10 protein-coding genes and 1 pseudogene are annotated in these 11777 nt (G+C 59.6%); 7 read left to right on the top strand and 4 right to left on the bottom strand.

The features are described 5' to 3' along the window. Window positions 1-36 precede the first annotated feature (36 nt). From ACP7E0_RS26845 to ACP7E0_RS26825, 5 genes are all read left to right on the top strand, one after another. Entirely contained in the window at window positions 37-1029 is a 993-nt protein-coding gene (locus ACP7E0_RS26845) for a BMP family protein (RefSeq protein WP_426129421.1), read from the top strand. Between the two features lie 105 nt (window positions 1030-1134). Continuing rightward, a complete protein-coding gene (locus ACP7E0_RS26840) occupies window positions 1135-2196 on the top strand; it encodes an ABC transporter permease (RefSeq protein WP_426129420.1) in 1062 nt (353 codons plus the stop codon). A gap of 81 nt (window positions 2197-2277) precedes the next feature. Beyond that, complete coding sequence (locus tag ACP7E0_RS26835; RefSeq protein WP_426129418.1) at window positions 2278-3210, top strand: ABC transporter permease; 933 nt, start codon at window positions 2278-2280, stop codon at window positions 3208-3210. A 5-nt stretch (window positions 3211-3215) separates the two neighbouring features. Continuing rightward, window positions 3216-4760 carry an ABC transporter ATP-binding protein gene (locus tag ACP7E0_RS26830; RefSeq protein WP_426129416.1) on the top strand — a complete coding sequence of 515 codons (1545 nt, stop codon included), beginning with the start codon at window positions 3216-3218 and terminating at the stop codon, window positions 4758-4760. A gap of 68 nt (window positions 4761-4828) precedes the next feature. Beyond that, a complete protein-coding gene (locus tag ACP7E0_RS26825) occupies window positions 4829-5743 on the top strand; it encodes a LysR family transcriptional regulator (protein ID WP_426129415.1) in 915 nt (304 codons plus the stop codon). Between the two features lie 644 nt (window positions 5744-6387). On the opposite strand, the gene ACP7E0_RS26820 is transcribed toward ACP7E0_RS26825, so the two are convergent. Then, window positions 6388-7038 (bottom strand): nucleotidyltransferase family protein, encoded by a 651-nt coding sequence (locus ACP7E0_RS26820; protein ID WP_426129413.1) that lies wholly within the window; start codon window positions 7036-7038, stop codon window positions 6388-6390. Window positions 7039-7271: 233 nt separating this feature from the next. Here ACP7E0_RS26820 and ACP7E0_RS26815 point away from each other — a divergent pair, with 233 nt between their 5' ends. After that, window positions 7272-7859, top strand: a complete 588-nt coding sequence (locus ACP7E0_RS26815; RefSeq protein ID WP_426129411.1) for a hypothetical protein — start codon at window positions 7272-7274, stop codon at window positions 7857-7859. A 343-nt stretch (window positions 7860-8202) separates the two neighbouring features. Next, complete coding sequence (locus ACP7E0_RS26810) at window positions 8203-8412, top strand: hypothetical protein (protein ID WP_426129410.1); 210 nt, start codon at window positions 8203-8205, stop codon at window positions 8410-8412. Between the two features lie 78 nt (window positions 8413-8490). Here ACP7E0_RS26810 and ACP7E0_RS26805 read toward each other — a convergent pair. From ACP7E0_RS26805 to ACP7E0_RS26795, 3 genes and pseudogenes are all read right to left on the bottom strand, one after another. Then, a pseudogene (locus tag ACP7E0_RS26805) lies at window positions 8491-8841 on the bottom strand (sensor domain-containing diguanylate cyclase); the annotation flags it as partial. A 302-nt stretch (window positions 8842-9143) separates the two neighbouring features. Beyond that, window positions 9144-10613, bottom strand: coding sequence for a pyridoxal phosphate-dependent decarboxylase family protein (locus ACP7E0_RS26800; protein WP_426129408.1), 1470 nt, complete (start codon window positions 10611-10613; stop codon window positions 9144-9146). 12 nt (window positions 10614-10625) lie between these two features. Then, entirely contained in the window at window positions 10626-11711 is a 1086-nt protein-coding gene (locus ACP7E0_RS26795; RefSeq protein ID WP_426129406.1) for a PLP-dependent cysteine synthase family protein, read from the bottom strand. Window positions 11712-11777 lie beyond the last annotated feature (66 nt).

The raw sequence follows: 11777 nt of genomic DNA, 5'->3' as shown, positions 1-11777 counted from the left end.
GGGGGATTGAGACTGCAATCTAATGGGAGGAATGAAATGAAGAAGACCGCACTTTCGCGTCGTTCGCTGCTTGCGTCTGCTCTCGGGCTGACATTGGCCGGAATGATCTGGCCGAGCCTGGCGCTGGCCCAAGACTTCAAGATGGGCCTTCTCGTGCCCGGTAGCGTCTCGGAAGAAGGATGGAACCGCATCGGGTTCAATGCGCTTAAAGGTGTAGAGGAACAACTTGGCGCCAAAATCAGCTATGTCGAGCTCCAGCAAAACCCCGCATCGTTCGAAAAGGCGTTCCGCGACTATGCCAGCCAAGGCTACAAGGTGATCCTGGGCCATGGGTTCGAATTCCAGGATGCCGCACTCGAAGTCGCACTCGACTATCCGGACATCCATTTCCTGATTTCATCGAGCAGCATCCACGAAGGCAATGTGATCGGGCTCAACACCGACACCAGCCAACCCTTCTATCTGATGGGCGTGATCGCCGCGAAAATGGGCAAGAAGGCGGGCCTCGTCGGCGGCATGGAAATCCCGCCTATCCAGCAGGCCTTCGCCGGCTTCAAGAACGGCGTCAAGAGCGTCAACCCGGACTTCCCGATCAGCGAGGCCTATATCGGCAACTTTACCGATACCACCGCCACCAAGGAAGCGACGCTGAGCATGATAGCGCAAGGTGCCGATTTTGTCGTGCCGAATGCCTCTGGCGCGACCGTCGGCGGCTATCAGGCGATCGCCGAATCCGGTCCGGACGTGCGCAGCTTCTCGATCTTCAGCGACTTCACCCAGGTTGCCCCAAACAACATTTTGGGGCTCTACGTCGCCGACTATGCACAGGGAGTGGTGGAAGTCGTACGCTCGATCCGTGACGGCAATCCGCCTTCGGAAAATGTCGTCTTCGGCCTGAAGGATCCGAAGGTCATTTCCTTCACCTTCCGCGACGACGGGCCGGTCTCGGTGCCGCAAAACATCCGTGCCGAGGTCAACGCGATCGTCGCCAAAATCGCTGCCGGCGAGATCAAGACTGACTTGCCGTGACAGGCTTTCGCTGCGACCGGCCCCGTCCGGTCGCAGCGAAGCATCGCCGCCACACCAACATCCGGACCTATCATGCAACATGTAAACCAGGGAGCGCGGGAGCACATGTCTCCTCAAGCAACCCACGCCATCTACAGGACGCTATCGCAAGCCGCGATCAGCGCCGTGACCCCGATCGCCGCGGTCCTTGTGGCCCTCGCTTTCGGCGCAGCCCTGTTGTGGCTGAACGGCTTCAACGGCGCCGATGTGGTCACCGTCATGATCTTCGGCTCCTTCCAGGACGCGCGCTCTGTCGCAGAGATCCTGCTGAAGGCGACGCCCCTCATTCTTATCGGTGCGGGACTTTGCGTCGCCTTTAGGTGCAGCATCTGGAACATCGGCGCCGAGGGACAGCTTTACGTCGGCGCAATCGCCGCCACCTTCGTCGGTACCAACATCGACGGGCTTTCCGTCTGGGTGCATGCGCCGCTGGTCATGTTCGCGGGTGCGCTCGCGGGTGCAGCATGGGCCGGCATTGCCGGCTATCTCAAGGTGCGCTTCCAGGCGAGCGAGATCGTAACCACGATCATGCTCAACTACATCGCCATCATCCTGACGAGCTATCTCGTCACCGGACCGATGAAGGACGCGAGTGCTGCCTATCCGCAATCGGCTCGGCTGGTGCGCGAAGCCTGGACGCCGCGCATCGTCTCGGACATGCGGCTGCATATCGGCATCCTCGTCGCTGTGGTGCTGGCGGTGGCGCTCTACATCTTCCTGCAGCGAAGCAGCCGGGGTTTTGCGCTCCGCGTCGTCGGCCTCAACCCCCATGCGGCGCGTTATGCCGGCATGGACGTGCGCCGCAACGTGATGATCGCCATCTGTATCAGCGGTGCGCTGGCGGGACTTGCCGGCGCCTTCGAGGTGGCGGGCGTCACGCACCGGCTCTACCAGAATATCTCGCCCGGCTACGGTTTCGAAGGCATTGCCGTCGCACTCCTTGCCAACAACAACCCTCTGGCGGCGATCATCTCGGGCGGGCTCTTCGCGACGCTCCGGTCCGGTTCGGAGGTGCTCCAGATCACCTCGCAGGTGCCGCAGGTTCTCGTCCTCGTCATACAGGGCATGGTCATCCTGTCGGTCGTCGCCTTTGCAAAGTTCCGCGACGTCATCAGAATCGTGGCTTGAAAGAATGGAAACTCCCGCAGAGCAGACGGCAACTTTGCGTGAAAACAAAACCTTAAGCGACATTTCCGAAAGGCCTGCTCAATGGACGACATGATGTTTCTCACCTTCCTCGCGACGCTGTTGGGCGCGGCCTGGAGGCTTGCCACGCCGCTAATCTTCGCCTCGATCGGCGAAGTCTTTTCCGAACGCGCCGGCGTGCTCAACATCGGGCTCGAAGGAACGATGCTCGTCGGCGCCTTCTGCGGCTTCGCGGCAGCTTTTGCGACCGGCAGCATCCTGCTCGGGCTTCTCGCAGGCGTCGGCGGCAGCATGCTGTTCGGGCTGGTCTTCGCCTTCTTCACGATCACCATCAAGGCGGACCAGATCGTGGTGGGTGCAGCACTCAACCTGCTCGGCATGGGCCTGACGGCCTTCCTGTTCCGCACCTACTATGTCTCAACCGGCAAGGGTATCGAGATCGCACAGCCCATCCGCATCCCCTGGCTTAGCGACCTGCCCTTCCTCGGCGAGGCCTTCTTCCGCCAGAACCTGATCGTCTACTCGACGATCCTCGTCGTTATCCTCGCGACGCTCGTCCTCTACCGCACCTCCTTCGGCCTGACGCTGCGCGCGGTTGGCGAGCATCCCAAGGCTGTCGACGTGGCCGGCCGCAACGTCGCCGGCTACCGCTACGCCGCAGTAATGGTCGGTACCGGGCTCGCCGGGCTCGGCGGCGCGTTCCTGACGCTTGGCCATTCCAACCAGTTCGTCGAGGGCATCACCTCCGGGCGTGGCTTCATTGCGCTTGCCGTGGTCGTCTTTGCCCGCTGGTCGCCGATCGGGGCCTTTTTCGTCTCCCTGCTCTTCGGTCTCTTCTATGCCCTGCAGCTCATGCTCCAGGCCCAGGCGTCCATCGTCGTGCCCTATCAGCTCCTGCAGGCGCTACCCTACATCATGACGATCGTTACGCTCGTCGTGGTCCGCGGCAAGGGCGCAGCACCGGGCAAGCTCGGCCAACCCTACGACATGAGGTGATGAAAATGTCCCCCAAACCCTTCCTGCGCATCGACAATATCCGCAAGCGTTTCGGCTCGATCATCGCCAGCGACGGCGTGTCGCTGGAAATCGAGGAGGGCGAGATCCACGCGCTGCTCGGCGAGAACGGCGCTGGCAAGAGCGTGCTGATGAGCATGATCTGCGGCATGGTGCGGCCCGATGAGGGCGAAATCGTCTATAGGGGCCAGTCCGTGCGCTTCAACAGCCCGCGCGAGGCGATCCGCCAGCGCATCGGCATGGTGCACCAGCACTTCATGCTCGTGCCCAACCTCACTGTCGCGGAGAACTACATCCTCGGCCAGGGGTCGGCCCTCAAGCTCATCAACGACATGGACAAGGTCCATGCGCGGATCCGCGAACTCAGCGACCGCTATGCACTGGACGTACGCCCGGACGCGCTCATCGAAGACCTTTCCGTCGGCGAGCAGCAGCGCGTGGAGATCCTGAAAGTCCTGTTCCACGGCATTGACCTTCTTATCCTCGACGAACCAACCGCGGTGCTGACGCCCCAGGAAACGGACCGGCTGCTCGCGCTGATGGGCGACCTCGTCAAGGATGGGAAGACGGTCGTCTTCATCTCCCACAAGCTCGACGAGGTGATGCGCGTCAGCAACCGCATCAGCGTCATGCGCGATGGGCGCGTGGTGCACACCGTCAACGTCGCCGAGACGGATGCGCGGGCACTTGCCCGCATGATGGTCGGGCGCGACGTCGGCATGGAGCTTGCCCGCAGCCCCGCAGCCCCCGGCCGGATCGTGCTGTCGGTCGAAAACCTCAGCTGCCGCAGCGAGATCGGGCTTCCGGCCGTGCGCGGCATCAGTCTTACCGTGCGCGCCGGCGAGATCGTCGGCATTGCCGGCGTTTCCGGCAACGGTCAGACCGAACTGTCGCTAGCGCTCTCCGGCCTGCTGCCGGTCGATGCCGGCAGCGTCGTGCTGAACGGCAAGGACATCACCGGCCTGGAACCCGCCCGCATCAATGCCAGCGGTTTTTCCCACATTCCCGAAGACCGGCACAAGCACGGCATCGTCATGTCGCTTTCGCTCAGCGAGAACACCATCCTCCAGCGCTATGACCAGCCGCCCTTTGCCGCCCGCGGCATGCTCAACCGGCGCGAGATCGGAGCGCATACCCGCGACCTCATCAAGCGCTTTCGCGTCAAATCCCGCGACGAGAACCAGCGGATTGGAGACCTTTCCGGCGGCAACCAGCAGAAGCTGGTGGTCGCCCGCGAACTGGCGCGCAACCCCGATTTCATCCTCGTGAACCAGCTCGCCCGCGGCATCGATATCGGCGCGATGGAATTCGTAATGGAGGAGATGCTGAAGCAGCGCGACAGCGGCCGCGCCATCCTGCTGATCTCGACGGAACTCGAAGAACTCTTCGCGATCTGCGACCGGATTCTCGTCATGTGCCACGGCGAGATCCTTGGCGAATTGCCGCCCGACCGCAGCCGCCTGGATGAGCTGGGCCTCCTCATGGCAGGGAAAACGGCGGATCATCTCGAGCAATCGACCCTTGCGGGCTAGACAGGAGCGCCTGTGGCAGCATTGATGGTAGCCGCGCAAACGGCGTGTTCGAAAGGGATAGCTCATCCATGAATATTACCCTGCGGCAACTGCGGGCTTTCATCGCAGTGGCCGAGCTCGGTCAATTCAATCTTGCAGCCAACAGCCTCCATCTCACGCAATCGGCGGTCAGCATCCTGATCCGGGATCTGGAAGAAGAGATCGGTGCGCGTCTTTTCGACCGCCATACGAGAATGGTGTGCCTGACGCTCGTCGGGCAGGAATTCCTTCCGCAGGCCCGCAAGATCCTGAAGGATCTCGAACTGGCGGTCGGCGACGTCAGAGACAACGCCTCACTCAAGCGGGGCCAGGTGACCATCGCCGCCGCGATCGTCCTTGCCGCAACGATCGTGCCGCCCATTATCGCGCGGTTCCTGCGCATGTATCCCGAAATCTCGGTGAACATCCGCGACATGCCGGAAGAGGCGATCACCCCGGCGCTCAAGCGCAACGAGGTCGATATCGCCGTGGGCACCCTGTCGGAGGACGATACGGAAATCTCCGCGACCCCACTGCTGCGAGACAAGCTGATGCTCATCTGCCGGGAGGATCACCATTTTGCCAAGCGACGGTCGGTAAGCTGGGCGGAGCTGAAGGACGAGAACCTGATCGTTCTTGCCGCCACGAACCCGCTGCGCAACCTCGTCGAGCACAATCTCATCCGCGTCGTGCCGAATTTCCGGCCGAAATACGAAGTGCGGTTCTCGACCACAGCCATCAGCATGATTTCCGCCGGCATGGGCGTCGGCGTCCTGCCTGAAAACTCAAGCCAGTTGGCGTCCGCGGTCCAGGTAAAGACCATCGACCTCGTCGATCCGCTTGTCATGCGCGACGTCTCGCTATTGCAGCGGCGCCAACACAGCCTCTCCCCCGCGGCCGACCGTCTAAGGGCCGCGTTCGTGGCATGGGCTGCCGACCGAGCCGGGTTCTCTTCTCGCGATTGAGGCTTGTTTCGAAGGTTGGCCTAGGGCAGCTGACTAGAGTTGCAGCGATGCCGGTCGCACCAATCAAAATCGACTATTCGTCCTCGTTGGGCTGTGTGAGACTTCCGCGCCTTAGTCTCCGATCCTTCCAAATGTACGTCAGCTTCCTTTTGTTATACTGAGCTATCACCGCTTTACTGGCTGTAGGTGCCTTGGCGATGAGGCTTGCAAACGTCTCGTTGCTCGTCGTCGCTGATCTCATCCCGTGGCAGATCGCCCTATTCTTAATGCTCGTACTTCAGCAGAAGCTTGGGTATTTATCATCCTCCGTGCGGTCCTGATATGTTCCACCGGAAGATTTCCCTTGAGCGATTGATACCCCCTGACAACCAGGATCCGTCTTTCAGACTTTGGAAAGACACTGCGGACCCGACCCTTTCTCCAATGCACGTCGCATCAGCTTTACGGCGGCTGGTGCCAACCCGTCGCGCCCTGTTCGGTTCTCCTCCTTTAGATGGACACTTCGACCGCCTGGGCCATCCCAGCAAACTCGGAGTTTCCTTCGGATACCCCGACATGGGGGGCATGCGGTCAACGAAGCCGATTTTTTTGCCGCATTGGGCTTCGGCAAGACCTCCGCCCGTTTCGACTTGGGCAAGGGCCTTCTATGCCCGTAAGATACCGCCGGCGTCGATCACGTCTTCAGGGGTATCAACATCCATATGCGCCGCTTCTCCGATATCGACTTCGATCACGGGCAGTCCCGACATCTCGACGATGTGCCGCGCGCCGACATCGCCAACAAGGCGTAGCACCGCATCGGCCAACGAACGTGGCAGGATGACCGGATTTCCAGGTTTTCCGTTTGAAACAGCGCGCACTACCGCCTGCCCCAACGAGGACCGAAATGTTGCAATCAGAGCATTAATGTCCGCAGTCGTCACCCACGGCATGTCGGCTAGCATGACGAGCACGCCGTGCGGATTGTTCACGCCCGCGGCTCCGAAGCCGGCGATTAGCGAGCTTGCCATGCCCGATGCGTAATCATGATTTTCGACTGATATCAAGGCAAGGCCGGAGAGTGCAGATTCGATCTCGGCGCCGCGATGGCCAGTGACGACAACGACTGTGACTGCATCAGCGCCCAGCGCAGTCATCGCGGCACGGCGGACGAGCGGAACGCAGTCAAATTCCGCAAGAAGTTTATGCGCTTTGCCTTTGCCCATGCGGCTAGCCTCCCCGGCGGCCAAAAGGACAATGGCGACTGAAACGATGCTCTCAAGCTCTCGGCTCTCATCGTTCAATGGCGATTGCATTTGGATCTCTATCGAAAATACTCCTGTGCTATTCTGGCATTGCAATGCCCGCACTCTGTCCCGATCCGCAGATTCGCCAGAGTGCGATCATCGCATCCAAGGGCCATGCAACCTAACCAAACGCAGGTTCTGTTGCAAACTTTTTGCTAACCGGGGAACGGTAATCAGCTCTCGATATTTTCGGGGATGACGATGTTCAAAGGCCGCCATTTCGACCAGTCGGTAATTTTGCTATGCGTCCGCTGGTATCAGTGCCTCAGATACGCAAGTCGCTGACGTCGCTTGAAATCAGCGCTTTCAACACGCCCTGCCGGGTGTGCTCGCTGTGTTCCACTGGCCCGCATGGATTGCCTCTGAGAAGTGGCCCAACCCCCGCGTCGTTCCTCAGTGGGAAAAACAATGAACTCTTGTACGGTGTCTCACTCCTCTTGAAATGCAATTTTGCGGCTACGGCGGATCGTCAGCAAAAGAACCAAAGCCAAAAGCACTGCATCGCGGAGGTCGCCAAAAGATTGCTGACGGACCATACGGTCACCGGCATCGTCGGTGTCGAACACCTGCCCGGACTGAAAGGTGCTGCTTGGCTGATGGGTTTTCCGCGAGATTCAATCGGCCAGTCCAATTTGAAGCACAGTCGCCGGAAGGATTCCGCAAATTGCTGGAGCCGATGTTTGGTCCCGCCGCTGCGAATGTTGCGGCCTTCTATCAGGCTCTCACAAAGCTTCGATGGAAATGTGATTGCTGGAGACACTAGCGCGCAACGGCTTCTCGGCCTTGTGCCGCGCAGCGTCGAAAATTGGCTGGATGACGGTTCCGCCTAATTGCTGGTTGATCAAGTCAAAGATCGCCTCGGCTTAAGCTGAGGCGACGAGAGCTCCAGGTCGGAAGTTGTTATGAAAAAAGCTGCAGCGGTGAGGGTTGACGCCCTGGCCCTACCTTTCGCGGTCGTTCTGGCGGGCTATTTTCCGGTCGAACCCGAGCTGTCTCCGACGACAGCACTCGCGGCCTCCAATTCCAAAACGTTCCCACCCTTGAGCAGCTCGAGCATTGCACGACCGTCTGACGGGCGGCACCCGGGAGCGCTGCTGACGTGCCCTGAGGCCCTCGCAACACTGACTCTTTGACACGATACCCGCGTGGCTCTACCCAGCCGGATTTCGGGGCATGCGGGTTCCCGATCGGCGCAATGAAGTCGATGTGTTGATCGCCGCGGCGGCTCACATTCATGGGCTGACGGTGGGAACGCGCAACGTCAAGGACTTCAAAGGTGCCTGCGTTATCGTGGTCGATCCCCGGCTGGGGGGATTTCGCAGCGTGCGCTTAAATTGGATTTTTTCGAACAAAAGCGCACCACTAGTAGCGCCAATATTATGACCGATAATGTTGTATTATCGGTCGTTGTGGTTTAGTGCGGTAAGAATGGCTGTATCGAGGCCGCGGGCGGGCGGGCAGTTACCGAAACACCACTTCCAAGTTTTGCCGATCTTGCGCAATGACCTGGCAATGGGTTTCAAAGCCTTCTCCCTTTATAGACAAAACGAACTCGGTAGGGATACCAGCCGAATTGGACACTGTAAGACCGGCGCTGTCGGTTCCGATGGATTTCACTGTGCAGTCCACTGTAGAACGTCGCTCATTGAAGACAATCGACCCTGCTTTCAAAACCCGGCGCCGGGAACCTACCGTGTGATCAGTGTTCGAGGAACCCCAGGAGACACAGCGGTTCCGCCCGCTGTTTTTGGCTTGGTACATGGCAGCATCTGCCTGAGCCAGCATCGTCTCGATGCCCTTGCTCACGTGCGATTGGCCTGCTTTCGGCCGTAGATGACTCAGGACGCGTTTCGGCATTTTTCCGTCCGGGAGGGGTCATTTTCATCCTTGGAAGTCGCTGTACGACCACCTGTGAAAGTCGGAAAATTTTACCTTCTTATTTTTTGAGTGGTCGGATCGCCCCTTCCCCTGGGTGATGGGAAGGGTTCCGATAGTAGGTGCAGTTCCGCTTCATCATAATTTCGTCAATGCTTCATCGGAGCCTTGTAAATGCGAGCGATCATATCGGCCGGATTTTTCTGCAAGCGAGCGGCGCCGATGGCAAGCCGCAGTGTTCAGCCGATTAGTTCGCCGATGCGGATAGTCTCGCGAACGAGCAGATCCAGATCTTGGCGCCGAGTTCTGTGGTTGTTGATCGCAACCCGCAGGCAATGTGCGCCGTGAACGGTTGTATCGGAAAGAGCCGCGACGCCGGATTCTTGCAGGCGCAGCATAATTTCGATGTTGAGTATTTTCAGTCGACCGTCGTCCAGGCCGGCGCGGCGATAGCGGTAGCAGACGATATTGATGGTGGTGGGCGCCACCAGCTCCAACAGAGGCTCGGCTTTGATGAGGGCGCTGAGGTAATGGCCCTGTTCGATGTTTTGGTCGATTAGGCGGCCGAACTTCTCGATGCCATGCTCCTTTAGGGCCATCCAGATCTTCAGCGCCTTAAAGCCACGTGACGTCTGCAGCCCGTATTCATGCAGCCAAGCCGCGGACGCTAGTCCCCGCGGCGCGGTTTCAAGGTATTCCGGCGTTACTGCGAAGGCGCCACGATGGAGGCCGGCGTCCCGCACGAGCGCACACCCTGCCTCGAATGGTGCATGCAGCCATTTGTGCGGATCAAGTGCCAGAGAATCGGCCCGTTCAATGCCAGCGACCCGATGGGCATTGTGCGGAGAAATGGCGATAAGCGCGCCTATGCAGCCATCGACATGAAACCAAAGCCCCTCCTCCTCAGCGATCGTTGCCAACGCGTCGAGATCGTCGATTGCGCCGGTGTTCACGGTTCCAGCCGTGCCGATAATACAGGCGGGCCGATATCCCGCCGCACGGTCTTCTAGGATCGCACGCCGCAGAGCGGCTAAGTCGATACGCAATTCCCCGTTGGTAGCAATACGGCGCAGAGCTTGGTTGCCGAGACCGAGCGATTCCATCGCCTTGCGATGGCAACTATGAACTTGATCGGAACCATAGAAACGGAGGGGGCGTTCCATCGCGGCTACACCAAGCTCACGCACGTCCACCCCCGCCATGACATTGCGAGCCACGGTCAGGCCGATGATGTTGGCCATCGATCCACCGCTGACCAGTGTACCGCTCGCAGAGACTGGAAAGCCCATCATTTCTTTGCACCAGTCGATCACCTGATTATCCATCAAAGCTGCTGCGTGATTGCCGCCGCCGAGATTGGAACCTTGGATCGCAGCCAGAAAATCGCCCAATGCACCGGTAAAATTACTGGATCCCATGTACCAGGCCCAGAAACGAGGATGAATATTGCCCATCGGATATAACATCACGGTGTTGGTCACCTGCTGATAAACGTCTGCCAAGGGGACCGGAGACTGCGGGAGCGGCGTCGTGAAGAACGTTTTTGTACCGGATGGCATGTCCTGCCAGACAGGACGATCGCGCACGTCACGCAGATAGCCGATGGCGTCGTCTATAATCTGGTGCGACAGATCGTGAACGTCATCCCAGCTATCTGGGTCGAGTGTTTCCTCGGGTGGAGCATTTAGAATTTTTGAGATCGTGTGCATTTGCCCCCTCGGTCATTCAGCAGCGAACTGGAATCCAGGAGTCGAGCGCGACAGAGCAAGCTCCTCCTCGTCCATCTCGGCCGCGATCCCGTCAAAGAGCGCAGTGGTCATGTAGCGCTCACCCGTGTCGGGAAGCATGCACAAGATCACAGAACCGTCTGGAGCCTTCTGGGCAATCTGCTGCGCAACCGCAAAGGTCGCGCCTCCTGAAATACCCGTGAAGATTCCCTCCTTTTGCGCCAACGCCTTTGACCATTTTATTCCCTCCGCACCGGCAATGGGCATCACCTCGTCGTAGAGATTTGCATCGATCGCCTCCTGCAGCACGTTTGGGATGAAGTCCGGCGTCCAGCCTTGGACCAGGTGCGGATCGAAAGCCGGATGGCTGAGGGCCGGGGCCCCGTCGGGACGCCGTTGCTGCGGCGTCCCGCTGCCGACGAGCTGTGCAGTGTCAGGTTCGGCCATCACGATGCGGGTGTCCGGCCGCTCCCTGCGCAGCAAACGGGCAACGCCAACAAGCGTGCCGCCAGTGCCGTAGCCGCTGACGAACCAGTCAAGGCGCGAGCTAGCGAAATCGTTGACGATCTCGCGACCGGTCGTTGCTTCATGAATAGCGGCGTTCGCTTGGGTCTCGAACTGGCGGGCCAGAAACCAGTCATTGGATTCCGCAAGCTCCACCGCCTTGTTGTACATCCCGAGGCCTTTTTGAGCGCGCGGCGTCAGGACCACCTTGGCTCCCAGCATCCGCATCAGTTTGCGGCGTTCTACGGAAAAACTGTCGGCCATCGTGACCACAAGCGGATAGCCCTTTTGTGCGCACACCATCGCAAGCCCGATTCCGGTGTTGCCGCTCGTTGCCTCAACGACAGTCTGGCCGGGTTTCAAAGCGCCAACCCGTTCAGCCTCTTCAATGATATTGAGCGCCAGCCGGTCTTTGACTGACGCCGCCGGATTGAAGAACTCGGCCTTCACGTAGAGTGTGACATTGTCCGGTCCCAAATTGTTAATGCGGATTGTCGGCGTATCCCCGATCGTGTCGAGAATACTTTTAAAGAGCCGGCCGCGGCCGGATGTGGTCCGTATGGTCGTCAACGTCATGCCACTATCTCCCTGAGATTGGAATTTGCCGAGGCCCGCCAGCGGACCTGCTCCGGTGTCGCCTTG

Origin of the sequence: Pararhizobium sp. PWRC1-1 (assembly GCF_049897905.1) — a bacterium.
Classification (GTDB): Bacteria; Pseudomonadota; Alphaproteobacteria; order Rhizobiales; family Rhizobiaceae; genus Pararhizobium.
The sequence above is the reverse complement of the archived record's forward strand: the minus strand, read 5'-3'. Positions and strand labels throughout refer to the sequence as shown.

Bases quoted from the DNA above. Each gene is read 5' to 3' on its own strand.
- ACP7E0_RS26845 (WP_426129421.1), top strand. From the start codon at position 37: ATGAAGAAGACCGCACTTTCGCGTCGTTCGCTGCTTGCGTCTGCTCTC.
- ACP7E0_RS26840 (WP_426129420.1), top strand. From the start codon at position 1,135: ATGTCTCCTCAAGCAACCCACGCCATCTACAGGACGCTATCGCAAGCC.
- ACP7E0_RS26835 (WP_426129418.1), top strand. From the start codon at position 2,278: ATGGACGACATGATGTTTCTCACCTTCCTCGCGACGCTGTTGGGCGCG.
- ACP7E0_RS26830 (WP_426129416.1), top strand. From the start codon at position 3,216: ATGTCCCCCAAACCCTTCCTGCGCATCGACAATATCCGCAAGCGTTTC.
- ACP7E0_RS26825 (WP_426129415.1), top strand. From the start codon at position 4,829: ATGAATATTACCCTGCGGCAACTGCGGGCTTTCATCGCAGTGGCCGAG.
- ACP7E0_RS26820 (WP_426129413.1), bottom strand. From the start codon at position 7,038: ATGCAATCGCCATTGAACGATGAGAGCCGAGAGCTTGAGAGCATCGTT.
- ACP7E0_RS26815 (WP_426129411.1), top strand. From the start codon at position 7,272: ATGCGTCCGCTGGTATCAGTGCCTCAGATACGCAAGTCGCTGACGTCG.
- ACP7E0_RS26810 (WP_426129410.1), top strand. From the start codon at position 8,203: ATGCGGGTTCCCGATCGGCGCAATGAAGTCGATGTGTTGATCGCCGCG.
- ACP7E0_RS26800 (WP_426129408.1), bottom strand. From the start codon at position 10,613: ATGCACACGATCTCAAAAATTCTAAATGCTCCACCCGAGGAAACACTC.
- ACP7E0_RS26795 (WP_426129406.1), bottom strand. From the start codon at position 11,711: ATGACGTTGACGACCATACGGACCACATCCGGCCGCGGCCGGCTCTTT.